We start from the raw sequence: 26,034 nt of genomic DNA, 5'->3' as shown, positions 1-26,034 counted from the left end.
TAAATCTCAAATTCCTACAGCTTCAGAATAATTCTTTCGCCGAGTGTTTTGGCCAGCTGCGACTTAATAATATTCAAGGTGCCTATTTCCTGCATCAGCTTCTCTTGCAACGGAATATCATTCTGTTCATTGGCCTTTTTCAGTTCCGACATTTTATTTTTCATTGTCTCCAACAGCAATTTATTCTTATACTCGAACATCACACGAGGTACCAGTTCTATCAGGCGATCCGATTCTTCTTCGACCTTCGACATCTTGCTGTGATACTTACTGAGCACGTATTTATCAGCCAACATGTCCGTTGCCAAGAGGCTTACCTGCGGATCCGGATGTTGCCCAAAAAAATGTTCGGCTACAAATCCGGGCTTTAAGGCGTTGTTTTCGAACAACTCTAGCAGTTTCACATAGAGCGGATGTTCAAATTTCAGGTTATCCCGCGCAAGTTCATCAAGCACATACTGCCCTACTGTTACCGGCACTTCGTCGCTTTCTTCGTCCGGCTTCAGATAATAGAGCACCTGATCTCCATAGCGCACCAGATAACGGATGATGTTTCGTTCTTCATCCTGATTCTTATAACTTATCGATTCCTGAGCCTCTTTGCCCGTATTTGGCATTGACTCTGCTTCCGGAGAAGAAGATAATGTTGAATTAGCACGCACAGGTGCGGCCGCTTCACGCTCATGCTTCGCAAGATGAACCTTGTCGATCTCGGCGATAAGCAGTTTCTCGTCCACATCAAGCAGGCTGCTACATTCCTTTACATATACCGAACGGATAATGCTGCTGGGAATGATGGCAATACTGCGCACCAAATCACCGATCAGTGCAGCACGTTTAATTGGATCTTTTCCTGCCTCTTCAAGCAGAAGTCCGGTCTTAAAACGAATAAAGTCGGACTGATGAGCATCTATGTAAGCGATAAAATCGGAAGCATTCTGGCTTTTGGCAAACGAATCGGGGTCTTCGCCGGGAGGCAAAAGCACTACTTTGATATTCAATCCCTCTTCAAGCAGCATGTCAATACCACGAATTGAGGCTTTGATACCAGCTGCGTCGCCGTCGTAAATCACCGTCACGTTTTCTGTGAAACGATGAATCATGCGGATTTGCCCCTTTGTCAATGAAGTACCCGAGGATGCCACCACATTCTCCACGCCCGACTGGTGCATCGAAATCACGTCGGTATAGCCTTCCACCAGGAAACAGCGGTCGTGCTTTACAATCGACTGCTTGGCAAAAAATATACCGTACAGCTCGTTGCTCTTATGATAAATCTCCGATTCCGGCGAATTGACATACTTGGCTGCCTTCTCGTCTTTCTTGAGAATACGTCCTCCAAAAGCGATGACATTCCCCGAAAGTGTATGAACCGGAAACATCACCCTGCCCCAAAAGCGGTCGTATATTTTGCCACCGTCCCGCTCTATTGACAATCCTGTCTTAACCAGAAACTCTTTCTTGTAGCCTTTGCCCAAAGCCTCTGCCGAAAAAGCATCCCGCTGGTCGAGGCTATACCCGAGCTGGAACTTTTTGATGATATCTTCCCTAAAGCCACGTTCATGAAAATATGTCATCCCCACGTTTTTGCCTTCAGGTGAATGATGCAAAATGTTAGAGAAATATCCCTGAGCATACTTATTGAGCGCCAGCATACTCTCACGGTCGTTCTTCTGAGCAATCTCTTCGGCTGAAAGCTCCTTCTCGATCACCTCGATATGGTATTTCTTTGCCAGATATTTCAGCGCCTCATAGTACGATAACTGCTCATGCTCCATGATAAAGTTGACCGCATTGCCACCCTTACCACAACTGAAACATTTGCAAATACCTTTGGCCGGAGAAACACTAAACGAAGGCGTTCTTTCGTCATGAAACGGACACAAACCGAGGTAGTTAACCCCACGTTTACGCAAGGTCACGAAATCAGATACCACCTCAACAATCTGGGCAGCATTTATAATTTTGTCTACAGTAATTTGGTCTATCATTGTTTGTCTGAACGAAACGGAGAAGCTTACAAAGATAGCGATTTTATAGCGTTATATCGTTATTGTGGGAAACCAGAAGTTCCGGCAACTCCAATCAGAATCCCCTCAAACCGGATTTTTTCTTTATCTTTGCACTGTATAAATTTATATCTGAATGAAGTTATTTCAACAAATTGGCAAGTATTGTCTTTTGATGACGAAAGTTTTTACCCGTCCGGACAACTGGCGCATGTTTTTCCGTCAACTACCATTGGAAATGGAAAAACTGGGCTTGCGTTCACTGGGCATTGTTGTGATTATCTCCATATTCATCGGGGCGATTATGACAATTCAAACAAAACTGAACACTTCTAATCCACTTCTTCCACGATACTCTACCGGATTGGTAACCCGCGATACGCTCTTACTGGAATTTTCATCCACTATTCTCTGCCTGATTCTTGCCGGTAAAGTGGGATCGAATATTGCTTCCGAGATCGGAACCATGCGTATTACCGAACAAATCGATGCGCTCGAGATAATGGGTGTCAATTCGGCCAACTACCTGATATTACCCAAAATAGTTGCTTTTGTTCTGATGATGCCTTTTTTGGTTATTTTCAGCATGGCGCTAGGCATTTTGGGTGGATACGGCGTAGGCATGTTTTCGAATATAATTACCGTCTCCGATTTTGTTTACGGAATACAGTATGCTTTTAATCCGTTCTACGTCACTTACTCGCTGACGAAGTCACTCTTTTTTGCCTACATTATCACCTCTGTATCTTCTTATTACGGATATTATGCCTACGGAGGGGCACTTGACGTGGGTGTGGCCAGTACCAATGCCGTTGTTCACAGCAGCGTTATCATTCTGCTTTTCAACATCCTGATAACAAACATCATGCTGGCTTAATCGTTTTCCTTATACCAACCGGCGTACATCTCGTAATTATGTGCAATGCGCTGGTTGATCTCTTTCGATTGCTTTTCGTCCATTTGCTTTACGAACTTAGCCGGAACACCGGCCCATATCGTGTTCGGTTCAATCTGGGTTTTACTGAGAACCAATGCACCGGCTGCCACGATGGCACCTTCGCCTACAACCGCATGGTCGAGCACCGTTGATCCCATTCCCACCAGTGCATAGTCGTTTACTTTTGCCCCGTGAATAGTGACATTGTGTCCTACTGAAACGTAGTCTCCCAGCTCGATAGTCGACTTTTCGTACAAGGTATGCAATACAGCGCCATCCTGAATATTGACATGGTTGCCGATACGGATAGAGTTGACATCGCCACGGATAACGGCACCAAACCAAATGCTGCAACCGTCGCCAATTTCCACATCACCTACAATCACTGCATTATCTGCAATAAAACAATCTTTCCCTATTTTTGGAGTAAATCCTCTGACAGACTTTATAATAGCCATTTCTATTTACGATTTATCCCGATAGCTATCGGGGTTACAATTTACCGATTAACAGACAGAACATCAATCTTTCGGTCTTAAAAATCACTTCCACAAAGGTACAAAAAAACAGCCGGCCTTAATAAGACCGGCTGTTCGTATTTAATTAGTTGAAACAATTATTCCTGGTTCAAAGTTACACGTTTGAATGCAACGCAGGTTAACTGTTTTTTAGCAAGCAGTTCTTTTACAGTGATTTTTCCGGCTTCTTCGCCACCACCTTCGTATTTTTGTTCTACAAGGGTATATTCTTTGAAGAATTTAGCCATACGTCCAGCAGCAATATTGTTTACTTTCTGTTCTGGCAGAGTTGCTGATTTTTCTGCTGCTACCGTTGTCTTAATTTCGCGGGCTTTTGCTGCGTCTTCTGCAGAGATCCAGCCTTTTGCCATATTCGATTCAATGTGGTCTTCGCTATCAACATGAGCAGGGTTGATGCCTGCTTTTTTCAAAGCAACTTCAACTTCTTTTGCAACAAGTTCGTTTTTGGTTTTTTCGATAGCTACAGCTAATTCGTTATCTTTTACCTTTTGAGGCACAGCAGATTCATCGATAGCCACTGGTGACATTGCTGCGATATGCATTGCGATACCATGCATGGTTTCGTATTCAGCATCTTTTTCTGCAAAAGCAACGATAGTAGCCAATTTGTTACCCGGATGGATGTAAGTTGTTACTGTTCCACCTTCTACAAATTCATAATAATCCAATTCTGTTTTTTCGCCAGTGATACCGGTACGTTCGGTAATGTGCTCAGCGATAGAACGACCATCAATAGTCAACGCCAACAATTCGTCTTGAGTTTTAGGTTTTGCTTCCAGCGCTTTGTTGAGAATCGCTTGTGTCAAAGCAACGAAGTCAGCATTTTTAGCAACGAAGTCAGTTTCGCATTTCAGAGCCAAAGTAGCGGCAAAGCCACCGTTTGTTCCTGCCAAAACACAACCTTCAGAAGCTTCGCGATCGCTACGTTTTGCAGCGACAGCCTGACCTTTTTTACGAATAATTTCAACTGCTGCATCGAAATCGCCGTTTGCTTCTGTCAAAGCATTCTTACAGTCCATCATACCGGCACCGGTCATGGTACGCAATTTCGAGATTTCTGCCATTGTTACTGCCATAATATTTTTATTTTAAGTGATTTATATTTGATTTTGTTTCTTGCTCAAAGTTCAAGATTGAACCTTAAACTAAAAAAATGCGCCACGAACCTAAGAAAATCCCAAGTCAGTAACGCATCTTTTATACTAAGTCCGAATATTATTCTTCAGTATTTTTCAAAAATTTGTCAGCTACCTTGGCATTCAAAGCAACTTCATCTTCTTTGTGAATACGAACTTTTTTAGCGCCGCGAACTCGTTTGTCGTGAGTTTGAGGTTCTTCAGCGTTTTCAGCTTCTACCTTTTCGATTTTCAATTCCTGCAAACCTTCCTGAACTGCAGCAACCATAGCTTTGAGGATGATATCAATAGATTTTGTAGCATCATCATTAGCCGGGATCACGAAGTCGATTTCACCAGGATTTGAGTTGGTATCAACAATACCGAAAACAGGAATACCCAAACGTTTTGCTTCACGAACAGCGATTTGTTCTTTCAATACGTCAACTACGAACAGAGCCGATGGCATGCGAACGAGGTCGGCAATACTACCAAGGTTCTTTTCAAGTTTAGCGCGTTGGCGTGTGATTTGCAATTTTTCGCGTTTCGAAAGATTATCGAAAGTTCCGTCAGTTGCCATTTTGTCAATGGTACCCATTTTTTTGATCGCTTTACGGATTGTTGGGAAGTTTGTCAACATACCACCCGGCCAGCGTTCTGTAACGTAAGGCATACTGATTGCCTGAGCAGCTTCAGCGACTACTTCTTTAGCCTGTTTTTTTGTTGCAACGAACAAGATTTTACGGCCTGATTTTGCAATTTGTTTCAGAGCAGCAGCAGCTTCGTCAATTTTAACGGCTGTTTTGTGCAAATCAATGATGTGGATTCCGTTGCTCTCCATGAAAATGTAGGGAGCCATTGCAGGATTCCATTTACGTTTGAGGTGACCAAAGTGGCAACCTGCTTCCAATAAGTCTTCGAATTTTGTTGTAGGCATTTTTTTGTTTTTTAATAAGTTTACATTCTGAGGTACTCAACCGGCAAGTAGTTTCCCATAAGACTGGAAGGAAAGTCTTTCCGGTTTAGATACTAAACTTCGTATAGATCCGCCAGTAACGAATAATAGCCGGTCGGGTGAAACCACCCAACCATTGGCAATATTAACGTTTGCTGAACTGGAATCTCTTACGTGCTTTAGGACGACCCGGTTTTTTACGTTCCACTTCGCGTGGGTCACGGGTCATGAAGCCTTCTGCTTTCAAAGCAGGTTTGTTTGCTGCATCGATCTTTACTAATGCACGAGCAATAGCCATACGCAGCGCTTCAGCCTGACCTTTGAAACCGCCACCGTCAAGATTTACCTTGATATCGTATTGTTCGGCAACGCCAAGTTTTGTCAAAGGCTGTTTCACAACATATTGAAGAATGCTCGATGGGAAATATACGCCAAGCTCACGCTTGTTTACGGTGATTTCACCTTTTCCCGGGGTAACGAAAACGCGTGCAACAGCAGCTTTTCTTCTTCCTATGGCATTTACTATTTCCATATCTCTTATTTAAGTGAGTTTAAATCAATAACTTTGGGTTGTTGTGCTTCGTGTGGGTGTTCGGCACCAGCATAAACGTGCAGGTTACGCAACAACTGAGCACCAAGACGGTTCTTAGGAAGCATACCTTTTACCACTTTACGGATCAGTTTGTCCGGACTTTTTGCCATCAATTTAGCAGGAGTGATTTCGCGTTGGCCGCCGGGATAACCAGTATAGCGCAAGTAAACGCGGTCATTCCATTTATTTCCCGTCAATTGCACTTTTTCGGCATTAATCACAATCACATTGTCGCCGCAATCCACGTGCGGAGTATAACTGGGTTTATATTTGCCACGAAGAAGTTTTGCAACCTTCGAACCCATACGTCCCAATACCAAATCGGTAGCGTCAACTACCACCCATTCTTTCTGAACAGTTGCCTTGTTGGCAGAGATGGTTTTATAACTTAAAGTATTCATACGAATAATTTGTACGCCGGTTTTTCGTTCACCATACGAAAAAAGGGCGTGATGATTAATTTTTGAATAATAACTTCGTGCACAGCCATTAAAAGCTACTTCTCAACCGTAGGCTAATCCGTTTGATTTCACCCCATTAACAACTCTGCACACTTTTTCCTTCACGGGATAATAATTCGGACTGCAAAAGTACGCTAAATTTTCCAAGTACAAAACTTTTCAACAACTTTTTTTGTGTCAGACACTAACGTTTTATGGCACGCTTTTTGATTGAATTCAGGGAATACCCTGCTGTGGGGGAAACTCCCGTTTGCTTCAACATGTTGGGTAATATTGTAATTTAACACTATCTTTGCAAATTATTAGGAAGTCTCCGCTTATACTTCAAACAGATAATAAGCTGTTTCCCACCAATATTTAATTTTCAAAATAGTTTCACCAGGAATCATTCATTTATTACATGACAGATAATATTTTAGTTCGTACTATTGTAGAAGGTATACAGGAAAAGAAAGGCAAACGCATTGTTGTTGTTGATCTGAAAAAATTTGATAGCGCAGGATGTAGTTACTTTGTCATCTGCGAAGGTGATTCAAGCACCCACGTCAACGCTATTGCAGGCTCGGTGAGAGATTATGTTCGTACTCATGCCAAAACAAAACCGGTTGCCACGGATGGTCTGGAAAACTCACTTTGGGTTGCCATGGACTATCTACAGGTAATCGTTCATGTATTTCAACGCGAACCACGCAATTTTTACGACATCGAACACTTGTGGGCCGATGCCGATATTACAGAAATCCCTGATCTCGACTAAAGTCAGGCAATAAAAACTCAGCCTTGTTTTTAAGTCGTGTTTCTAAATTTAATTTTGTCTATACATTAATTATATATGGAACCAGATTCAAGCAATAACTTCAAGCGTTCTCAAAATCAGGATTCAGGGAATCCTCAGCGGAAACGTCAAAATAACCGCCAGAATTACCTCTACTGGATCTATGCCCTCATTGGTATAGTTTTGGTAGGTATGACCTTCTTTGCCCAAACCGGGAACACCAAAGAAGTCTCGTTTTCCGATTTTGAAGGCTATGTTAAGAGCAACTATGTTGACAAGATAACGGTCGTATCCAATCAGAACTATGCTCTGGTGAATATCAAGAAAGGGAGCATGACCCCTGTATTTGGAAACGACTCTGCAAAATTTCAGCAAAACCCCGTCATCACGGTTAAGTTCGGATCTGTAGAAGAGACACAGCGTTTTCTTTCTCAGGTAAGAGAAAACAAACAATTTACAGGAAAGGTGTTCTATCAGAAGGAAAATGATTACTTCAATACTTTCCTTTATTCTATTCTGCCCATTGTTCTGATGATTGCTTTCTTTGTATTTCTGTCGCGACGGATGAGCGGCGGATCAGGTGGCGGCCCCGGCAATATTTTCTCTGTGGGAAAATCCAAGGCTCAGCTGTTTGACAAAACCAACGGCGATCTGAAAGTAACCTTCAAAGACGTTGCCGGACTTGACGGCGCCAAACAGGAAGTGGAAGAAATTGTAGCATTCCTGAAAAACCCATCAAAATATACCGAACTGGGAGGTAAGATTCCCAAAGGAGCTTTACTTGTAGGCCCTCCGGGTACCGGTAAAACGCTTTTGGCAAAAGCGGTGGCTGGTGAAGCTGACGTACCGTTCTTCTCCATGTCAGGTTCCGATTTCGTGGAAATGTTCGTTGGTGTAGGAGCATCACGTGTGCGAGACCTTTTCCGTCAGGCAAAAGAAAAAGCACCGTGCATTATTTTCATTGATGAAATTGATGCCGTAGGACGTGCCCGCGGGAAAAACCCAAATATGGGTGCTAATGACGAACGCGAAAATACGTTGAACCAGTTATTGACGGAAATGGACGGTTTCGGATCAAACAGCGGTGTCATTATTCTGGCTGCCACTAACCGTGCCGATATTCTGGACAAAGCTTTGCTTCGTGCTGGACGTTTTGACAGACAGATTCATGTAGAACTGCCCGACCTGCACGAACGTATTGCTATTTTCAAGGTACACCTGCGTCCCATTAAAATCGACCCGGCTCTGGATATCGATTTTCTGGCACGCCAAACTCCCGGTTTTTCGGGAGCAGATATTGCCAATGTTTGTAACGAAGCAGCTTTGATTGCTGCACGTAAGAATAAAACAATTGTTGAAAAGCAAGATTTCGTAGATGCCGTCGACCGCATCGTGGGTGGATTGGAAAGAAAAACCACGCTTACCACGCTGGCTGAGAAAAAATCGATTGCTTTCCACGAAGCCGGTCACGCTACCGTTAGCTGGATGTTACGTTATGCGAACCCGCTGGTAAAAGTGACAATCGTTCCCCGCGGCGAAGCATTAGGTGCTGCATGGTATCTACCGGAAGAACGCAAACTGACCACCAAAGAACATATTCTGGACGAAATGTGTGCTACGTTGGGCGGACGCGCAGCAGAAGAACTTTTCTTTGAAACGCCTTCGACCGGTGCATTGAATGATTTGGAACGTGTTACCAAACAGGCTTACGCCATGGTTGCTTATTACGGCATGAGCGACAAACTCTCAAACATCAGTTTCTATGACTCAACAGGTTCTTACGAATATGGCTTTACAAAACCATACAGCGACAGAACTGCCGATTTGATTGATGCCGAAGCTAAAAACATCGTCAACGAACAGTTTGAAAGAGCTAAAGCCATTCTAAAGGAACACGTAGAAGGGCATCACCAACTGGCAGAATTACTGATCGATCAGGAAGTGATTTTCACAGAAGATGTAGAACGAATTTTCGGGAAACGCCCATGGACTTCGCGCGCAGAAGAACTGATGTCCGAAACAGGGTCTGAAAATATGACAGAAGAACCTACCGAACAGCCTGTTGTAGATGAGCCCCAAAATGAAAGTGAACCAACAACTACTTCCGAACAAGAAGAAGAACTTGCTTAACGGTAGCATATACGAAATGTACTTGAAATGAAGAATCTAATACAGCGAGCAATCACAGGAGTCCTTTTTGTTGGTGCTATCGTCGGATCTATTTTATTGGGTAAAATTGCTTTTGCAAGCTTGTTTTTCTGGGTCACCGTTCTCACTCAGTGGGAACTTTACACGTTAATCAATACAAAAGGCAACGCTCAGATAAACAGACAATTTGCCACGTTAGCAAGTGCATTTCTGTATCTTTCCACATTGCTTTGGAATCAGTTTTCTGCTCAAATTGGGATAATTTGCCTGGCGGTTTATGTGCTCTTTTGCTTTGGCATTGTTATCTATGAATTATTCAGAAAAGATGGAAATTCCTTACACAATTGGGCTTATTTCTTTCTCGGTCAAATTTATGTGGTTGTTCCGTTTTCGATGCTGAATATACTGAACCACTCCTTTGAACCGGAATTCCTTTTAGCGCTGTTTGTGCTAATCTGGACGTACGATTCGGGAGCATATCTTTTTGGCGTCACGCTAGGAAAACATCGGCTGTTTGAACGTATTTCTCCCAAGAAATCGTGGGAAGGTGCAATCGGAGGTTTTTTAGCGGCTTGTGTGGCAGCTTTGATATTTGCACATTTTTTCTCATCTTTGCCGGTCTTTGGATGGATTGGATTTGCGGCCCTGGTGGTTGTGTTCGGGACATTCGGAGATTTGGCCGAATCATTGCTTAAACGCACATTCAACATAAAAGATTCGGGAAATATACTACCGGGTCATGGCGGAATGCTCGACCGTTTCGACAGCTTACTGTTTGCCACCCCGGTTATCTTAATTTATCTTGCAATTCTCATAGGTGAGAGCTGCTTCATTTAATCATTCAGACTAAAAATTACCCGTTTAATTATAAACGAAAAGCGCTAAAAAACAATGAAGAAAGGGAGAATGAAAATTCATAAAGAAGGACGGTGGATATTATTGGGAGTATTTGTAATACTGGTCGTTATAAACCTGATGGTGTATTTCGAATTTTCCCAACTCATATGGTTTGTGAATATTCTGCTTTCTCTGGTAACGTTCATGTTCTTTACCTATTTTTTCCGCAACCCGTCCCGTCCCGGGGATATTGACGACCCCAGCCTTATTATTGCACCGGCCGATGGTACTGTCGTGGTAGTGGAACCTACGGTTGAACACGAATATTTCAAAGATAAACGCATACAGATATCCATTTTCATGTCGGTATTCAACGTACATGCCAACTGGTATCCTATTGCCGGCACGGTGAAATATACCAAACATCATAATGGCCGTTACCTTGCGGCTTATCTTCCTAAGTCGAGCACCGAAAACGAACGTACAACCGTAGTGATAGAGTCGCCAATGAAGACTCAGGTTTTGGTGCGCCAGATTGCCGGATTACTTGCCCGTCGTATTGTAACTTATGCCGTACCCAGCAAAGCATGTCACCTCAATGAACATCTCGGATTTATCAAATTCGGTTCACGTGTCGACATCTTTTTGCCGCTGGACGCCGAAGTTTACGTAACTCACGGAGAAAAAACGGTTGGTAACGAAACAATCATTGCCCGCCTTAACGAATAAAATCGTCAGGCTACAGCAATCGTCGCCACGCTTATTTTGATATTTTCGGCTTGTAAAAGTGCTGAGGCACACGCTTCAAGAGTTGATCCTGTGGTCAGCACATCGTCCACAAGCAAAATATGCTTCCCGGCAAATACGGAAACGTCTACCAGCCCAAAGATTCCCTTTGTATTTTCCCAACGCTCGTAAACACCTTTACGGGTTTGTGTTGGATTTTCAATTAGTCTGACGAGGTTTGAAGAATCAACGGGAATCTGCATGGCTTCCGAAATACCCTCGCATATACATTCGCTTTGATTGTAGCCTCTCTTACGGTACTTTTGGGGATGAAGCGGAACCGGTACAATCATGTCAACATCTTCGTAAAATGACGATTGCCTGAGATTGCTCCCCAATTGTCGACCGAGTATTATACCAAGTTGTTTTTCTCCTCGGTATTTTAATGCATGAAGTAAATGTTGTCCGGTAGTTGCTTTCTTATAAAAGTACAGCGATGTTGCGTTTTCAACCGGAAATTTTCCCCAAAACCTCTTTTCAATATCGTTAGCTTGCCGAAGATGAAAGTTAGTGTATGGTAAATCCGTCAGGCAGGACAAACACACTGATTCTTCCCCGCCAAAAAGGCTTTCGTTACATGCCAGACAGAGATTAGGAAAAATAAGATTCACCAAATGTTGCAGAAGCTTCATGTATCGATAAGTGGTTTTTGCCGCAGATATTATATTGATTATTTAGCGTTAAATCATATTCGAGACAACCGCATAGAACGGTAACATTTCCGCTTCATCAATTGCCGGAAAGCATTTCCTGATCAGGATTCGATTCAGAAATATCCCTCTTATTTAGTCGATAGATAAACCACAAAGAAGCGAGGAAAACCACCGAACCCAGCACTGTTGCCCAAAGAGTATCTCCGGTTCCGACCTTCTCAATATGTTTATCAATCATGTGATTGAATATCAAATATTCCGTAAACACCCCGCAAAGGTTGTTGACAAAGTGAGCAATCACCGGCGCCCAGATTGAGCCGGTCCAGATAAACAAATATCCAAAACTCGCACCAAGTACCATCCGGGGAAGAAATCCGCTGACTTCCATATGTACGGCACTAAACACCGCAGCAGCTAACCATATAGCAACATGTTTATTCATCCGCATATTGAAAACCTGCTGCAAACCTCCCCGAAAAAAGAATTCTTCGCAAATGGCCGGTGCAATAGCCACTACCAGAATATTAAAGAGCAAACCTCCAGCCGAATTCACATCCAAAAACCGTTGAACCAACTCAAGGTTTTGTTTTTCCATATTCTTCAGCCAATGCTCAAGCCAGGATAACGAAGAAGGCAACGACCAGTTGGAAAACCAATCGGCAGTCGCATTCATTAAAGGTTGTATGGCAATCATCAACAAAACGGCAAGCATGACCATAACAGGTGATAACCGCTTGTCGGCCCGCACAAAAATCTTACTTTTAACCCTGCTTATCTTCGACAGAAGCAAAACAGGCACAAAAAAAGTAACAACAGTTACTATCAGCTGAGAAATTTTCAGGAATGTAATATCGGGTGTAATTTCAGTCAGGTCGCCTCCGTTTGCCATCGTCTTAAACAACAAAATGACCGACATAACCAAACTCGCCAACAATGTGAGGCCGACAGAGCTACCGATAAGTACAAAAAGCTTCTTCCCGATCTGTTGATCCGTGTAATTATTTACATTTGACATGAAACCGTTTTTTTAACAAAAGTATCTCTTTCTCATCAAAATAACAACTGAAAAACGACAATTAAAAGCTTTCGAACGCAAGATAATTTTTCATTTCCCGTAATTAAACGAAAAGTATTACCTTTGCAATTCGAAATCAGAACTCTCTCCGTGCAACCTTAAACTATCCTTTTAGCACACCCAAATTAGACATCACAAAGAAAAAATCACACAAATATTTTTGATAAATGGCATTTGCAAATAACACGATGATTGTACGTAGGGTGCTCATATCCAGACTTGTAAAACTCTGGAAAGAAAACAAAATGATCGAGAGCATCGACCGTATTCCCCTTGAAATGTCTCCCAAACACGGCATCGCTAAAGGTCGTTGCTGTATTCACAAAGAACGCGCTGTCATCAAATACAAGATGCTGCCTATCCTCGGTTTTGGCATCGATCAGGAAGAAGATGAACTGAAACCTCTGTCGGATTACGCCCGTGAAGCATTGGCTCCCCGTACTCAAAACCCACGAATACTCACTGTTGTCGACGAAGCATGTACATCGTGTGTTAAAGTTAACTATGTGGTTTCCAACCTTTGTCGCGGATGTGTTGCCCGTCCATGTGCAATGAATTGCCCGAAAGGAGCAATCGCTTTCCGGGAAAACGGCCAGGCAAGTATTGAAAATTCAAAATGTATCAGTTGTGGCATCTGCAAAGAAGCATGCCCCTACCACTCTATTGTCTATATACCCATTCCTTGCGAAGAAGTGTGTCCGGTTAAGGCCATCTCAAAGGATGAAAACGGGATTGAGAAAATTGACGAAACCAAGTGCATCTATTGCGGCAAGTGCATAAATGCCTGTCCTTTCGGGTCCGTCTTTGAAGTCTCCGAAATTTTCGATGTGCTGACAGCCATCAAAAACGGCACTCAGGTTGTGGCTATACCAGCCCCATCTGTCATGTCGCAATATGCCAACCCGATAGCCGACATTTTCGAAGCCATCAAATCTATCGGATTTCATGCGGTGGAAGAAGTGGCACACGGAGCTATGGTTACTACCCGCAACGAAGGCGAAGAATTACGCGAGAAACTGGAAGAAGGCCAGCAATTCATGACCACTTCCTGTTGTCCTGCATACACCGAATTGGTCAACAAGCACGTGCCCGAGATGAAGCCTTTTGTCTCCACGACAAAATCGCCCATGTACTACACGGCAGAAATCGTGCGCCAGAAATATCCGGATGCAAAGATCGTATTCATCGGGCCGTGCGTAGCCAAACGCAAAGAGATGTTCAACAACAAAAGCGTTGACTATGTTTGGACATTTGAGGAGCTTGATTCTGTATTTGAAGGATTGGAAATTGAAATTACCCCATCAGGCGACGGCGCCATGTGCTGTGATGCTCCCAAACCGGGTAAAGGCTTTGCACGCTCAGGCGGAGTAGCCGCTGCCGTACAGGGAATGTATCCCGACGTATCGATAAAACCCGTTTTAGTCGCCAATATTGACAAAAAAAATGTAGCTTTGTTACGTGCTTTTGCCAAAGGAAAAGCTCCTGGAAACTTCATAGAAGTAATGGCCTGCGAAGATGGATGTATCACCGGCCCTTCGGGCAAAATTGACGGTTCGAAGAGCCGCAGAATTTTCCAGAAAGCAATGGAAGAAATCAAAGAATAATTGCTTATAAATCAATATCAGAAATGGAATCCAAAGAACTTATTTCGTACAAAGACGTTGATATTTGTCATGATGATGTAACTGTACTGAGCAGCGTAGATTTGAAGGTTGCTCCGGGTGATTTTATTTATCTTCTCGGCAAAGTCGGTAGCGGAAAAAGTTCATTCCTAAAGTCACTTTACGCAGAAATACCTGTAGAATCCGGAGAAGCCCGCATATTCGACTATGACCTGCGTAAAATAAAACGGACTCAGATTCCTTTCCTAAGAAGAAAAATAGGTATCATTTTTCAGGATTTTCAACTCCTGCCAGACAGAAACGTGTTTGATAATCTCTCTTTTGTACTGAAAGCTACCGGATGGAAAAACAAGGAAGCAATCGAGAATCAGGTCATTGAGGTTCTGGAGCAAGTAGGTATGGAGCGGAAAGCCAAAAGATGGATGCACCAGTTATCGGGCGGCGAACAACAGCGTATTGCAATTGCCAGAGCACTGCTCAACTCTCCCGAACTGATTCTGGCAGACGAGCCAACCGGAAATCTCGACAGTGAAAACGGACATGAATTAATTTCACTGCTCTATGAAATCCACAAAGCCGGTACCGCTGTAATTATTGCGACACATAATCTGCGCTGGGTGGAAGAGTTTCCCGGACGTGTTTTCCATTGTGTGACGGAACATCTGAAAGAAGACAAACACGATAGCGATGAACCATCAGCCTCATCAGAAATTGAGGAAATAAACGTTCCGGCAGAAGAACTCCCGAAGGTTATTGCCGATTTGAATGCCGAAATGGGAGAAGATGCAGGCGATGAAGCAACTACCGAGACTCCTGAAAAGACTGAAGAATAAATTCAAAAAAGATATATTTGATAATCCCGAAGCCCGATGGTTTCGGGATTTTTATTTTTATATATCTGATTATCAATTAAATTACAACACAATCCTAATTTTTTGCTGAAAATATTTGGAAATCATCAACAAAGCCATTACATTTGCAGTGTATTAGTTATGTAGAACACTAAATAAATAGAAAATGATAACCTTAAATGATGTAAGCTTTGCCTATTCGAAGAAAAAGGAGGTGTTCAGCAATTTAAATCTGACACTCGAACCGGGTTCCATCTATGGCCTTCTTGGCAAAAACGGAGCAGGTAAAACCACACTGCTCAAAATGATGTGCGGGTTGGTAGCCCCATACTCAGGATCATGTACTACTCTGGGAGAAAAAGCCGCTCGTAAAAGTCCGTCACTGATGCGCGAACTGTTCTTTCTGCCGGAAGAGTTTTATATGCCCGACATGCGTATCAACAAATTCGTTAGCCTGAATGCTCCTTTTTATCCGGCATTCGACCTCAACCAATTTCACCGTTACCTCGACGAGTTTGAAATCAATCCTGACAACCGACTGCGTTCTCTGTCGTACGGAGAAAAAAAGAAGGTGATGATAGGGTTCGGAATTGCCACAAATACCAAACTTCTTCTTTTCGACGAACCTACCAACGGATTGGATATACCTTCCAAAAGGCAGTTCCGCCGAATCATGGCCTCTATTGCTAACGAAGACAAGTGCATCATCATCTCCACCCATCAGGTTCGCGATCTGGAAACCCTGATCGATCATTTGGTTATCCTGCACAACAATCGTATTCTTCTGAATGAAAATGTTGGGGTAATTACTCAAAAACTCTGTTTCAAAACCGTACAAACAGTCGCCAACGATCAGGGAATTATCTACTCCGAAAGTTCGTTGAAAGGACACAACATTCTGCTTAAAAATGCAGAGCAAGAAGATTCCCAGCTCGACATGGAATTGTTATTCAACGGAGTACAACACTGTCCCGAAAAAATAAACCACTTATTTAATTTAAACTAATCAGAAGATGAATAATATTTTTTCTGCCAAAAGATTTGCATTGCTTGTTCGTAAGCAGTGGCTAGAAAATTACCTGCTGTTTGTAGGGTCATTCGTTGTCCTTGTTGCATTTGATTTTTTTGTCTTATACCAAAATAACAATTGGGATATAAACTATAAATCACCTCGCTTTCATTTCAATATCGAAGTGACCTTTATTTTTTCGTTAGGTATCTGCGCGGCCTTTATTTTACTGGCCTATTTCCGAACCATCAGTACACATACCAAGCAAATTGCTTACTATACCCAACCGACAAGCACTCTTGAGAAACTGGCTGCCACTTTTCTGTTCATGGTTCCGGTAATGTTAATTGCATTTGGTGCTGCATTGTCCATATCAGTTCCGGTAATGCAGTCCACGTACGACTCATTCTTCCATACAACCACCACCCTATTTACAAAGGAAGAAGTATCTGCCATGAAAGATGCCATTCTTGTGTTTCTCACTTTGCAAGCGCTCATATTGCTTGGCATGCACACCTTCCAACGATATGCCATTGTTAAAACCTCTATTGCAATCATCATCCTGTTCTTTCTATTCTTTTATGCTCTTCCCGGGCTGACTTTCAACTGGATTCTTCCCATCGAAGGATTCAGAAACGGTAGCTTCGATACTATTTCTTACGTGAGAAACCACGAATACGGTCAAATGGTCTACAAAGGGATTCCCTATCTGCCGAGTTATCTGATCTATGTCTATTGGTTTGCACTCTATTTCAAGATAAAAGAAAAACAACTCTGACCTATGGAATTCAAGGATAAACATTCGATATACATCCAGATAGCCGACAGAGTGTGCGAGAAAATTCTGCAGGGAATCTTCAAAGAAGAAGATAAAATTCCGTCGACCCGGGAAATGGCGATCGAACTGGAAGTAAATCCCAACACGGTAATCCGCACCTACGAGTATTTGGAACAAAAAGAGATCATCTACAACCGGCGGGGAATAGGTTATTTCATTGCGGCCAATGCCAGGCAAAAAGTGATGGAGACCTTGCAAGATCCTTTTTTGGAGAATACCCTACCCGAGATTTTCAAGACGATTCTCTTGCTTGAAATCGATTTCAAAGAAGTAACGGCTCGTTTCGAAAAATTCAGAGTCGAATTCCAGAATGAAACAAAAAAGAACTCTTAGCCTTCCCAAACAGAATGAGAATCTGACATGTAAGTGCTCAATTAGTCTTATAAAATTACATATTAATGAAAACAAGTAATATCATCATAATAAGCACCATAGTGGTGTTTATAATTGGCTTTGCGATCAATGCTGCCGGAATAAAGAAAATGTATGACCAGACAGACTGGAATAATCCCTATCGCAATTTCACCAAGCACAACCTCAATAAAACGGTAGACCGAGTGTATATTTTGGCCCCTGACAGCGTCAATATCTGGACAGGTGACACAATTTTCTCTGTCATACAAGGAAAAAACAACATACTGATGCTTCAAGGAGAACCCAATATACACTGGCAGACAACCGACTCCGGGTTAGTAGTTCGCCTACAGGATAATGCCAAAGGCGTATTAGTTATTCCAAAAGTCAAACAAATTATTATCAGCAGAGTATCTTGCAAGCTATCAGGCTTCAACCTGGATTCATTAAAATTGAATGTTATCAAAGAACCCGGTAAAATAGTTATTCGCAATTCTACAATCAACTTTTTGAACGCATCCGCGAGTAATCATGGACAAATAAGCATTGAGAAAGACAATCGGATCAACAAGCTTAATCTTGCACTTCAGGGAGGAACTTTTTCTTCCGGAATCAATATCCGTGAAATCTTTCAAACCGTCACGCCGGATTCCCGAATCGAGCTTTTTGGCAACGCCTTAGAGGGGATAGCTCAAAAGAAATAAACTCACACACTTCCCCAAAATCTCTTTCTGAGTAGTAGAACAATTGCTGAAAGGCAATACAAATCATCATTTCGGGGCGTAACAGCCCCGAAATTTTATCCGATTCGTGAATTAAAATAACATTTACAGCATTCCTTCTTTTTAAAATTCCTTATTCCATTCATTTCTCCTTTCATACACAAGCCCGCATTGATGAGGAGACCTTCCATTTTAATATAAAACATAACAAATAAAAATATTTAAATTAAAATCGCCGTCGTTGTGCAAATACGAAATTGTCGTAGGTTTGCACAGAGTCTGTTAAATGATTTTTGTTCATTTATTAAATCAATCCATGTATAAAAAAATCACCCTTCTTTGCTTGTTTTTCGGAGCCCTGATGCTACATGCCGAAAACAAGAATCTACCGTACCAAATTGCCGGACAGGCAGTAGAAGCCTCCAACGGGAAAACTATTCCGTATGCTACCGTTACGTTACAAAATGACAGCGCAAAAGTTTTAAAAAAGATCAGCAGCGACGTCAATGGAAAGTTTTCGTTTGCCGTAAAAGAGAAACGCAAATACACGGTAGTTTTGTCATTCATGGGATTCAAGGAGGCAAAAGTGGTAGCCAACGTTACCGAAGCCAAAACTGATGTCGGCAAAGTTGCAATGGAAGAAGGGGTTGTAATGAAAGAAGTTTCAATCGTAGCCCAAAAACCGTTGGTAAAGGTAGACCCGGATAAACTGACCTATAGCGTGGAGGCCGACCCGGAATCAAAGACCTCCAACGTACTGGAGATGCTTCGCAAAATACCGCTGATTACGGTCGACTCCGAAGATAACATTTCACTCAACGGTCAATCCAACTTCAAAGTGCTGGTGAATGGCAAAAGCTCTTCCATGATGTCGAACAACCTGAAGGATATTCTCAAAAGTCTTCCGGCAAATAGTATCAAAGATATTGAAGTCATCACCAATCCCTCATCGAAATACGATGCCGAAGGCGTAGGGGGTATTATCAATATCATCACCACCCAGAAAAAAATGGCCGGGTACAACGGAAGTATCAATGCCGGATTCGACTCCAGAGGCGGATACAATGGAGGCCTCTATCTGGCAACAAAAGTCAACAAATTCAGCTTCTCGGGAAGGTATTCGTACAATCATTTTAAAGACCCAGAAAACAAATATACCTCCGACAGAACGAATTTTATAAGCGACACCTATCGCACCACCAACTCAGCAGGGAATTCGACTTACAACGGATCATCGAGCAATTTCTCGGGAGAAGCAAGTTATGACATCGATTCACTGAATCTGATCAGCACATCGTTTTGGGGATACGGATACGACTACCGTTCCAAGTCGCTTTCATCAACCAATGTGCTTGATATCAATAACGCCCGTTCGCAATATTTCGACAATGTGAATAACGGCAAAACCAACTATAACACACTATCGGGCAATATAGATTATCAGCGCAGTTTCAAAAAACCGGAAAAAACATTCACCGTATCCTACAAGCTCGACAATAATCCGAACAAATCAAACTACGAATCGGACATTGTAAACACCTTCAACTATTCGCCCTATTCGCAGCGCTCCGTAACCGACGCTTTGACTCGGGAGCAAACTCTTCAGGTGGACTATTACGATCCGTTATCGCCAAAACATCAGGTGGAATGCGGAGTCAAGGCCATTTACCGCCAGAACGACAGCAATTCGGATACCTACCTGTTCAACTTGCAGACCAGCAATTGGGATTACAATCAGGCCAAAAGTAATGAACTGGATTACAACCAGTATATACTCGGAGCATATGGTGGTTATGTATTAAAACTAAAAACGTTGACCGCCAAAGGAGGAGTCAGAACCGAGTTCACGTGGAACAACGCGACCTCTACGTCTGCCACAGAAACCAAATTCAACAATCACCTTCAAAATGTAGTTCCTTACGTTACGCTCAACTACCAGTTAAAACCAGGGAAAAACATTAAAGCGTCCTATACCCAGCGGCTCTATCGCCCCGGCATCTGGTACCTGAATCCATATGTAAACACTACCGACCCTCAAAATATCTCTTTCGGTAATCCTCACCTTAAGTCGGAGATTGCACACTCATTCGAATTGGGATACAGCGCATTCACCCCGAAATTCAATTTCAGCCTCACCGGTAGAGGAGCCTTCACCAACAACTCCATCGAAAGTCTATCCACTATTAATTCGGACGGAATAAAATCGACTACCTACAAAAATATCGGTACCGATATGAATGTCGGCCTGAACGTTTACGTGTCGTTTCGCCCCAGTGAGAAGTTCAATATTTATTACAATGGCGGCGGACGCTATACCAAAATGCAAGCCAACAATGGTTACTCCATCACCAGCAAAGGTTACACCTACAGCAACTATCTGGGAGCGCGCTTTGTACTGTGGAAAGGCAACTCTATCAGTTTCAACGGAGGAATTTACTCTCCGAGCATTATGTTGCAGGGAAAATCGTCTACCTATTCTTACAGTGGCATCAGCATGTCGCAAATGTTCTTCGACAAGAAAATGTCGGTAAACCTGTCGGTATCGAATCCCTTCAAAAAAACGCAGATATATTCCTCTAACTACAACGATCCCAACTACACGCAACACAGTGAATCGACCTATCCGAGCAGAAGCCTGCGATGCAGCGTAACCTACAATTTTGGAAAAATGGGAATGGACGTTAAGAAAGCCCGCCGGGGCATCCAAAACGATGACGTGAAAAGTGGCGGCAGCAGTAGTGGCGGAGGAAATTGACACGCAACCTGATAGCCGCATTACAATGCGGCTTTACAAATGCAATACCCAAAGAATGCCGCAGGCGTACAAACCGGCAAAAACAGAAAAGAGATGGTTAAAACCATCTCTTTTCTGTTTTGTATCATTAGAACGACTGCATGTCGCAAAGTTTCTTGTAATAACCGTCGAGGGCAATCAGATCATCGTGCTTTCCACGCTCTACGATGCGCCCCTCGTGCATCACGCAAATTTCGTCGGCTCGTTTGATAGTTGACAAGCGGTGAGCAATCACGATGGAGGTACGGTTCTTCATCAGGTTCTCGATGGCATCCTGCACCAGGCGTTCCGATTCGGTATCTAACGCTGAAGTCGCTTCATCCAAAATGAGAATGGGTGGGTTTTTCAAAATCGCGCGGGCGATACTCACCCGCTGACGCTGTCCTCCGGAAAGCCGGCCTCCCCGATCGCCAATGTTGGTATCATAGCCTTTTTCTGTAGCCATAATAAATTCATGCGCATTGGCAATTCTGGCCGCTTCTATCACCTGCTCCATGGTGGCATTCTCCACACCGAACGTAATGTTGTTGAAGAAAGTATCGTTAAACAGAATAGCTTCCTGATTAACATTACCCATCAGAGCCCGCAGGTTATGCAAACTGGTATCTTTAATGTTTATTCCGTCAATAAGGATATCGCCCTTATCCACATCATAAAAACGGGGCAAAAGGTCGACGAAAGTAGATTTACCGGAACCCGACTGCCCAACCAATGCTACAGTTTTTCCTTTTTCTACAGTAACATTAATCTCCTGAAGAACCCAGTCGTTTTTATACTTAAACCATACATTTTTATACTCGATCTTATCTCGAAATGCATCCAGCTTCTTAGGTTCGGTTGCTTCCTTCATCGTGTTTTCAGCTTTGAGGATTTTATCCACACGCTCCAGCGATGCAAGTCCCTTTTGAATACTATAAACCGCTTTCGAAAGATCTTTTGCCGGATTGATAATGCTATAAAAAACAACCAAATAGTAAATAAAAGTAGGTGCCGTAATATTGCTGTGATGCGTTAAGATCAACATACCACCGAACCAAAGGAGGATGGCAATCACTACAGTTCCCAAAAATTCGCTCATGGGGTGTGCCAATAAATAGCGACTGTTGATACGAAGGTTGGTATGCCGCAACGCTTCGTTGATCTGAGCAAACCGTGCTTTCACCTTATTTTCAGCATTGAACGCTTTGATAATACGCAGACCACCAAGAGTTTCTTCTATTTGCGACAGCAGCTGCCCCAATTGTTGTTGTCCTACCAGCGATCTGGTCTTCAATTTCTTTCCAACCATCCCAATAAAATAACCACTAATAGGCAACAGCACCATTACAAAAAGGGTTAACTCCCAGCTGAGAGAAAACAGAGTAACAACATAGACGAGAATCAGAATAGGATTCTTAAATATCATGTCGAGCGAGCTGATAACCGAATTCTCGATTTCGCCCACGTCACCTGTCATACGCGACATAATATCTCCTTTGCGTTCTTCGGAAAAGAAACCGATGGGCAAACTCAGAATCTTGGCATAAATATCGCGGCGTAAATCACGCAAAACCCCTGTCCGAATAGGCACCGTATAGTAACTTGCCAAAAACGAAAAACCAGTCTTCAGCATCGTTGCGATGATTAAGAACAAGCCCAGAAAAGCAAGTGTAGTAATAGCTCCCTGTCTCTGAATTGTATCCGAGATATACCAAAAAACGTTATTCTTCAGCGCTGATCCTATTTCGCTCATGGAATTACTAAAACTCCATTCCTTGTAAGAATAAGTAGCGCTTTCGATCCCGAAGAGAATTTGCAGGATAGGAATAATTGCACCGAAAGAAAACAGAGTAAACAGTGCCGAAAGAAAGTTACTTCCGATACTACCCACCACATATTTCTTATACGGGGGTATAAACCGGATAAGTATTTGAAGAAATTTATTCACAGATGTATTGTTTGTATTTGACAGTCAGAATTATATTCCGGTGTAATTGAACGGGGTAATGGCCCGCAACTCATTCTTCACGGCTTCGCTCACGTCAAGCGTTTCAATAAACGCCTTGATAGAACTTTCGGTAATGGCTTCGTTGGTACGGGTAAGTGCTTTCAACGCTTCGTAAGGTGATGGATAAGCCTCGCGGCGCAGAATAGTCTGGATACCTTCGGCTACTACCGCCCAGTTGTGTTCCAAATCGCGGTGAAGTGCATCTTCGTTCAGCAATAGTTTGCCCAACCCTTTCAGGATGCTTTGAGTTGCAATCATCGAATGAGCAAAAGGCACACCCACATTACGCAAGACCGTAGAGTCGGTCAGGTCACGCTGCAAACGAGAAACCGGCAATTTTGCCGACAAATGTTCCAGAATGGCATTGGCTATACCGAGGTTACCTTCTGCATTTTCAAAGTCGATCGGGTTCACCTTGTGCGGCATAGCCGACGAACCTACTTCTCCTGCTTTGATGCGTTGTTTGAAATACTCCATCGAAACGTAAGTCCAGATGTCGCGACACAGGTCAAGCAAAATGGTATTGAAGCGTTTCACACCGTCGAACACGGCTGCCAGATTATCGTAGTTGGAGATTTGAGTTGTCCACTGTTCGCGCTGCAAACCGAGCGATTCGCTCACGAACTGATTACCGAAAGCTTTCCAGTCGTGATGCGGATAGGCCACGTGGTGAGCGTTGAGATTACCGGTTGCACCACCGAACTTAGCAGACAAAGGCACAGCCTTCAACTGCTTCAACTGTTCTTCGAGGCGGTACACAAATACCATGATCTCTTTGCCCAGACGTGTAGGCGATGCCGGTTGACCGTGAGTCTTGGCCAGCATCGAAATATCTTTCCAGTCGTCAGCCATCTTTTGCAGCGTAGCCACCACCTTTTCGGCTTCGGGATAAAAAACGTTTTCGAGTGCTTCTTTTACCGAAAGTGGCACCGATGTATTGTTGATGTCCTGCGAAGTCAGTCCGAAGTGGATAAACTCTTTGTGATCCTGCAAACCCAACAGATCGAATTTTTCTTTCAGAAAATATTCTACCGCTTTCACGTCGTGGTTGGTAGTCTGCTCGATGGTTTTGATGCGTTGCGCATCCTCTTCGGTAAAGTCGGTGTATATTTTTTGCAACGCAGGAAAAACGGAAGCATCAACATCCTTCAACTGTTCCAGCGGCAATTTGCAAAGCGCGATAAAATATTCTACTTCTACCCGAACACGGTAACGAATCAGGGCATACTCAGAGAAATAAGCAGCATACGATCCTGCTTTCGAACGATAACGGCCATCAACAGGAGAGATGGCAAAAAGAGGAGATAATGTCATTTTATATTTACAATTTAGTCATTTAAGATTGAAGTTAAATGCAGACAAACGATGGGTCTTTGCTCTTTACTCTTTACTCTTTGCTCTATCCAAAAACCATTCATTTGCCCGTTTCAGATCCTCGGGAGTATCGATGGCAATGGTTTCGGTGTCGGTGATGCCGATCTTGATCCGGTAGCCGTTTTCAAGCCAGCGGAGTTGTTCGAGCGATTCGGCCAGTTCGAGCGGCGATTGCGGCAACTTGGTAATTTCGCCCAACACCTGCGCGCGATAGGCATACATACCGATATGTTTATAATAAGTTTGCTTCTTCAGCCATTCGGTGTGGGCTGCATTGCGATAATAAGGAATAATGGAGCGACTGAAATAGAGAGCTTCGCGGTTAGCATTGAAAACCACCTTCGGCGAATTGGCGTTGAACAGCACCTCAAAATCGTCATCAGCCGAGAAAGGTTTCACCAACGTGGCAATCTGCGTCGAGGCATCATCGAAGCAAGCTTTCAGTTCCGCGATTTGTTCGGGTTTTACAAACGGTTCGTCGCCCTGAATATTGATTACCACGTCAAAGTTGCCTTCCGCTTTGGTCAGCGCTTCGTAGCAACGGTCGGTACCGCTTTTGTGCTGGTCGGAAGTCATTGCGACCTTTCCGCCAAATGCCTGTACAGCATCGTAGATCCGTTGGTCGTCGGTAGCCACCACCACCGTATCAAGTGCTTTGGATGCTTGCTCGTACACCCGTTGAATCATGCTTTTACCGGCGATGTCGGCAAGCGGCTTGCCCGGGAAACGCGTGGAAGCGTATCGCGCCGGAATGATTCCGATGAAAGATAAATTCATAATTTCAAAGTTCAGTATTCCAACATTCCAAACGAACTAAGCTTTTCTGGAATTGTGGGACTTTTAAATTCTGGAATTTTTTAGTGTTTCCCGGTATGTCCGAAACCTCCGGCGCCACGATCGGTTTCCGAAAGCTCTTCGGCTTCGATCCATTCGGCTTGTCCGTGAGCTGCAATGACCATCTGGCAGATACGCTCGCCGTCTTCGATTACAAACGGTTCGTTCGAGAGATTAATCAGAATCACACAAATCTCGCCACGATAATCGGCATCGATCGTACCCGGGGAGTTCAATACGGTAATCCCTTTCTTGATCGCCAGTCCACTGCGCGGACGAATCTGCGCCTCATAACCTTCGGGCAATTCAATGAACAACCCGGTAGGAATCATTTTGCGTTCCAGAGGCAACATTGTAACCGGCTCTGCTAAATTGGCCCGGAGGTCGACTCCCGCCGAAAGAGAGGTAGCATACTGAGGAAGAGGATGTTTTGATTGGTTTACGATCTTAATTTGCATAGAGTTAGTATGATGCGATATTATGCTACGAAGATACAAGTTTTTTTGCATATGAACGACAATTCATTGACTTATAGCATCGCAGCCAAACCAGTAAACAGTAAAAAAGCAATGAAAAAACAGAGGCTAAACTCACCAAAATCGTATTTGTCAGCGTTTTTCACACAAAATCTTCCGGTTTTTAGTGCAAAAAATGTACATTTGCAGTTCCATTTAAAAAAATCACAAATCACCTTTTATTTCTCTAAGAAAAACACTATTCGTTTGATATAATGAGAAATAAACCACATTTATAAGCATAGTTTTTGC

At 43.2% G+C, this 26,034-nt stretch carries 24 protein-coding genes; 12 read left to right on the top strand and 12 right to left on the bottom strand.

Annotation, left to right across the window (positions count from 1 at the left end):
• Nucleotides 1-14 precede the first annotated feature (14 nt).
• Nucleotides 15-1,991, bottom strand: a complete 1,977-nt coding sequence (gene dnaG, locus PJIAN_RS04335) for a DNA primase (protein ID WP_068702344.1) — start codon at nucleotides 1,989-1,991, stop codon at nucleotides 15-17.
• A gap of 154 nt (nucleotides 1,992-2,145) precedes the next feature.
• Here dnaG and PJIAN_RS04330 point away from each other — a divergent pair, with 154 nt between their 5' ends.
• Nucleotides 2,146-2,886 (top strand): MlaE family ABC transporter permease, encoded by a 741-nt coding sequence (locus tag PJIAN_RS04330; protein WP_068702343.1) that lies wholly within the window; start codon nucleotides 2,146-2,148, stop codon nucleotides 2,884-2,886.
• Here the strand turns inward: PJIAN_RS04330 and PJIAN_RS04325 are convergent.
• From PJIAN_RS04325 to rplM, 5 genes are all read right to left on the bottom strand, one after another.
• A complete protein-coding gene (locus tag PJIAN_RS04325; RefSeq protein ID WP_068702341.1) occupies nucleotides 2,883-3,404 on the bottom strand; it encodes a gamma carbonic anhydrase family protein in 522 nt (173 codons plus the stop codon). The genes PJIAN_RS04330 and PJIAN_RS04325 overlap by 4 nt on opposite strands.
• A 158-nt stretch (nucleotides 3,405-3,562) precedes the next feature.
• Nucleotides 3,563-4,561 carry a translation elongation factor Ts gene (gene tsf / locus PJIAN_RS04320; RefSeq protein ID WP_068702340.1) on the bottom strand — a complete coding sequence of 333 codons (999 nt, stop codon included), beginning with the start codon at nucleotides 4,559-4,561 and terminating at the stop codon, nucleotides 3,563-3,565.
• Nucleotides 4,562-4,700: 139 nt separating this feature from the next.
• A complete protein-coding gene (gene rpsB / locus PJIAN_RS04315) occupies nucleotides 4,701-5,537 on the bottom strand; it encodes a 30S ribosomal protein S2 (RefSeq protein ID WP_068702338.1) in 837 nt (278 codons plus the stop codon).
• Nucleotides 5,538-5,700: 163 nt separating this feature from the next.
• A complete protein-coding gene (gene rpsI / locus PJIAN_RS04310; protein WP_068702336.1) occupies nucleotides 5,701-6,087 on the bottom strand; it encodes a 30S ribosomal protein S9 in 387 nt (128 codons plus the stop codon).
• 5 nt (nucleotides 6,088-6,092) lie between these two features.
• Nucleotides 6,093-6,548 (bottom strand): 50S ribosomal protein L13, encoded by a 456-nt coding sequence (gene rplM / locus PJIAN_RS04305; RefSeq protein ID WP_068702334.1) that lies wholly within the window; start codon nucleotides 6,546-6,548, stop codon nucleotides 6,093-6,095.
• 460 nt (nucleotides 6,549-7,008) lie between these two features.
• Between rplM and rsfS the strand changes: the two genes are divergently transcribed.
• The 4 genes from rsfS (at nucleotide 7,009) to PJIAN_RS04285 (ending at nucleotide 11,097) form a co-directional block, all read left to right on the top strand.
• Nucleotides 7,009-7,365 (top strand): ribosome silencing factor, encoded by a 357-nt coding sequence (rsfS, locus tag PJIAN_RS04300; protein ID WP_068702332.1) that lies wholly within the window; start codon nucleotides 7,009-7,011, stop codon nucleotides 7,363-7,365.
• 75 nt (nucleotides 7,366-7,440) lie between these two features.
• On the top strand, nucleotides 7,441-9,513 hold the full coding sequence (gene ftsH / locus PJIAN_RS04295; RefSeq protein WP_084252254.1) for an ATP-dependent zinc metalloprotease FtsH: 2,073 nt from the start codon (nucleotides 7,441-7,443) through the stop codon (nucleotides 9,511-9,513).
• A gap of 27 nt (nucleotides 9,514-9,540) precedes the next feature.
• Nucleotides 9,541-10,368, top strand: a complete 828-nt coding sequence (locus PJIAN_RS04290) for a phosphatidate cytidylyltransferase (protein WP_084252253.1) — start codon at nucleotides 9,541-9,543, stop codon at nucleotides 10,366-10,368.
• Nucleotides 10,369-10,422: 54 nt separating this feature from the next.
• Nucleotides 10,423-11,097, top strand: coding sequence for a phosphatidylserine decarboxylase family protein (locus tag PJIAN_RS04285; protein ID WP_236714363.1), 675 nt, complete (start codon nucleotides 10,423-10,425; stop codon nucleotides 11,095-11,097).
• Nucleotides 11,098-11,102: 5 nt separating this feature from the next.
• Here PJIAN_RS04285 and PJIAN_RS04280 read toward each other — a convergent pair whose 3' ends face one another.
• Complete coding sequence (locus PJIAN_RS04280) at nucleotides 11,103-11,786, bottom strand: ComF family protein (protein ID WP_068702328.1); 684 nt, start codon at nucleotides 11,784-11,786, stop codon at nucleotides 11,103-11,105.
• Nucleotides 11,787-11,883: 97 nt separating this feature from the next.
• The gene (locus PJIAN_RS04275; protein WP_068702326.1) at nucleotides 11,884-12,822 is read right to left on the bottom strand and encodes a CPBP family intramembrane glutamic endopeptidase; all 939 of its coding nucleotides are present in this window, start codon (nucleotides 12,820-12,822) and stop codon (nucleotides 11,884-11,886) included.
• Between the two features lie 227 nt (nucleotides 12,823-13,049).
• On the opposite strand from PJIAN_RS04275, the gene PJIAN_RS04270 reads away from it, so the two are divergent.
• The 7 genes from PJIAN_RS04270 to PJIAN_RS04240 all read left to right on the top strand — a co-directional run bounded on the left by PJIAN_RS04270 (nucleotide 13,050) and on the right by PJIAN_RS04240 (nucleotide 21,033).
• Complete coding sequence (locus PJIAN_RS04270; RefSeq protein WP_068702324.1) at nucleotides 13,050-14,486, top strand: monomeric [FeFe] hydrogenase; 1,437 nt, start codon at nucleotides 13,050-13,052, stop codon at nucleotides 14,484-14,486.
• A gap of 23 nt (nucleotides 14,487-14,509) precedes the next feature.
• Complete coding sequence (locus tag PJIAN_RS04265) at nucleotides 14,510-15,337, top strand: cell division ATP-binding protein FtsE (RefSeq protein ID WP_084252252.1); 828 nt, start codon at nucleotides 14,510-14,512, stop codon at nucleotides 15,335-15,337.
• A gap of 184 nt (nucleotides 15,338-15,521) precedes the next feature.
• Nucleotides 15,522-16,361: an ABC transporter ATP-binding protein gene (locus PJIAN_RS04260; RefSeq protein ID WP_068702321.1), complete on the top strand. Its 840-nt coding sequence runs from the start codon at nucleotides 15,522-15,524 to the stop codon at nucleotides 16,359-16,361.
• A gap of 7 nt (nucleotides 16,362-16,368) precedes the next feature.
• Nucleotides 16,369-17,142, top strand: coding sequence for a hypothetical protein (locus tag PJIAN_RS04255; protein ID WP_068702319.1), 774 nt, complete (start codon nucleotides 16,369-16,371; stop codon nucleotides 17,140-17,142).
• Between the two features lie 3 nt (nucleotides 17,143-17,145).
• Nucleotides 17,146-17,535 (top strand): GntR family transcriptional regulator, encoded by a 390-nt coding sequence (locus PJIAN_RS04250; RefSeq protein WP_068702317.1) that lies wholly within the window; start codon nucleotides 17,146-17,148, stop codon nucleotides 17,533-17,535.
• Between the two features lie 65 nt (nucleotides 17,536-17,600).
• Nucleotides 17,601-18,260 carry a hypothetical protein gene (locus tag PJIAN_RS04245; protein ID WP_068702315.1) on the top strand — a complete coding sequence of 220 codons (660 nt, stop codon included), beginning with the start codon at nucleotides 17,601-17,603 and terminating at the stop codon, nucleotides 18,258-18,260.
• A gap of 334 nt (nucleotides 18,261-18,594) precedes the next feature.
• Nucleotides 18,595-21,033 (top strand): TonB-dependent receptor, encoded by a 2,439-nt coding sequence (locus PJIAN_RS04240; protein WP_068702313.1) that lies wholly within the window; start codon nucleotides 18,595-18,597, stop codon nucleotides 21,031-21,033.
• Nucleotides 21,034-21,160: 127 nt separating this feature from the next.
• Here the strand turns inward: PJIAN_RS04240 and PJIAN_RS04235 are convergent, their stop codons facing one another.
• The 4 genes from PJIAN_RS04235 to dut all read right to left on the bottom strand — a co-directional run bounded on the left by PJIAN_RS04235 (nucleotide 21,161) and on the right by dut (nucleotide 25,725).
• Complete coding sequence (locus PJIAN_RS04235; RefSeq protein WP_068702311.1) at nucleotides 21,161-22,999, bottom strand: ABC transporter ATP-binding protein; 1,839 nt, start codon at nucleotides 22,997-22,999, stop codon at nucleotides 21,161-21,163.
• A 30-nt stretch (nucleotides 23,000-23,029) separates the two neighbouring features.
• The gene (gene purB, locus PJIAN_RS04230) at nucleotides 23,030-24,373 is read right to left on the bottom strand and encodes an adenylosuccinate lyase (protein WP_068702309.1); all 1,344 of its coding nucleotides are present in this window, start codon (nucleotides 24,371-24,373) and stop codon (nucleotides 23,030-23,032) included.
• Between the two features lie 66 nt (nucleotides 24,374-24,439).
• Nucleotides 24,440-25,210, bottom strand: a complete 771-nt coding sequence (gene kdsB / locus PJIAN_RS04225) for a 3-deoxy-manno-octulosonate cytidylyltransferase (protein ID WP_068702307.1) — start codon at nucleotides 25,208-25,210, stop codon at nucleotides 24,440-24,442.
• Between the two features lie 80 nt (nucleotides 25,211-25,290).
• A complete protein-coding gene (gene dut, locus PJIAN_RS04220) occupies nucleotides 25,291-25,725 on the bottom strand; it encodes a dUTP diphosphatase (protein ID WP_068702745.1) in 435 nt (144 codons plus the stop codon).
• Nucleotides 25,726-26,034 lie beyond the last annotated feature (309 nt).

This window comes from Paludibacter jiangxiensis (genome assembly GCF_001618385.1).
GTDB classification, from domain to species: Bacteria; Bacteroidota; Bacteroidia; order Bacteroidales; family Paludibacteraceae; genus Microbacter; species Microbacter jiangxiensis.
Note: the sequence above shows the minus strand (reverse complement) of the source record. Positions and strands in the feature narration are given on the sequence as shown.

What these genes read in the sequence shown, in the direction of transcription:
- dnaG (WP_068702344.1), bottom strand. Translation starts at nt 1,991, where the DNA reads ATGATAGACCAAATTACTGTAGACAAAATTATAAATGCTGCCCAGATT.
- PJIAN_RS04330 (WP_068702343.1), top strand. Translation starts at nt 2,146, where the DNA reads ATGAAGTTATTTCAACAAATTGGCAAGTATTGTCTTTTGATGACGAAA.
- PJIAN_RS04325 (WP_068702341.1), bottom strand. Translation starts at nt 3,404, where the DNA reads ATGGCTATTATAAAGTCTGTCAGAGGATTTACTCCAAAAATAGGGAAA.
- tsf (WP_068702340.1), bottom strand. Translation starts at nt 4,561, where the DNA reads ATGGCAGTAACAATGGCAGAAATCTCGAAATTGCGTACCATGACCGGT.
- rpsB (WP_068702338.1), bottom strand. Translation starts at nt 5,537, where the DNA reads ATGCCTACAACAAAATTCGAAGACTTATTGGAAGCAGGTTGCCACTTT.
- rpsI (WP_068702336.1), bottom strand. Translation starts at nt 6,087, where the DNA reads ATGGAAATAGTAAATGCCATAGGAAGAAGAAAAGCTGCTGTTGCACGC.
- rplM (WP_068702334.1), bottom strand. Translation starts at nt 6,548, where the DNA reads ATGAATACTTTAAGTTATAAAACCATCTCTGCCAACAAGGCAACTGTT.
- rsfS (WP_068702332.1), top strand. Translation starts at nt 7,009, where the DNA reads ATGACAGATAATATTTTAGTTCGTACTATTGTAGAAGGTATACAGGAA.
- ftsH (WP_084252254.1), top strand. Translation starts at nt 7,441, where the DNA reads ATGGAACCAGATTCAAGCAATAACTTCAAGCGTTCTCAAAATCAGGAT.
- PJIAN_RS04290 (WP_084252253.1), top strand. Translation starts at nt 9,541, where the DNA reads ATGAAGAATCTAATACAGCGAGCAATCACAGGAGTCCTTTTTGTTGGT.
- PJIAN_RS04285 (WP_236714363.1), top strand. Translation starts at nt 10,423, where the DNA reads ATGAAGAAAGGGAGAATGAAAATTCATAAAGAAGGACGGTGGATATTA.
- PJIAN_RS04280 (WP_068702328.1), bottom strand. Translation starts at nt 11,786, where the DNA reads ATGAAGCTTCTGCAACATTTGGTGAATCTTATTTTTCCTAATCTCTGT.
- PJIAN_RS04275 (WP_068702326.1), bottom strand. Translation starts at nt 12,822, where the DNA reads ATGTCAAATGTAAATAATTACACGGATCAACAGATCGGGAAGAAGCTT.
- PJIAN_RS04270 (WP_068702324.1), top strand. Translation starts at nt 13,050, where the DNA reads ATGGCATTTGCAAATAACACGATGATTGTACGTAGGGTGCTCATATCC.
- PJIAN_RS04265 (WP_084252252.1), top strand. Translation starts at nt 14,510, where the DNA reads ATGGAATCCAAAGAACTTATTTCGTACAAAGACGTTGATATTTGTCAT.
- PJIAN_RS04260 (WP_068702321.1), top strand. Translation starts at nt 15,522, where the DNA reads ATGATAACCTTAAATGATGTAAGCTTTGCCTATTCGAAGAAAAAGGAG.
- PJIAN_RS04255 (WP_068702319.1), top strand. Translation starts at nt 16,369, where the DNA reads ATGAATAATATTTTTTCTGCCAAAAGATTTGCATTGCTTGTTCGTAAG.
- PJIAN_RS04250 (WP_068702317.1), top strand. Translation starts at nt 17,146, where the DNA reads ATGGAATTCAAGGATAAACATTCGATATACATCCAGATAGCCGACAGA.
- PJIAN_RS04245 (WP_068702315.1), top strand. Translation starts at nt 17,601, where the DNA reads ATGAAAACAAGTAATATCATCATAATAAGCACCATAGTGGTGTTTATA.
- PJIAN_RS04240 (WP_068702313.1), top strand. Translation starts at nt 18,595, where the DNA reads ATGTATAAAAAAATCACCCTTCTTTGCTTGTTTTTCGGAGCCCTGATG.
- purB (WP_068702309.1), bottom strand. Translation starts at nt 24,373, where the DNA reads ATGACATTATCTCCTCTTTTTGCCATCTCTCCTGTTGATGGCCGTTAT.
- kdsB (WP_068702307.1), bottom strand. Translation starts at nt 25,210, where the DNA reads ATGAATTTATCTTTCATCGGAATCATTCCGGCGCGATACGCTTCCACG.
- dut (WP_068702745.1), bottom strand. Translation starts at nt 25,725, where the DNA reads ATGCAAATTAAGATCGTAAACCAATCAAAACATCCTCTTCCTCAGTAT.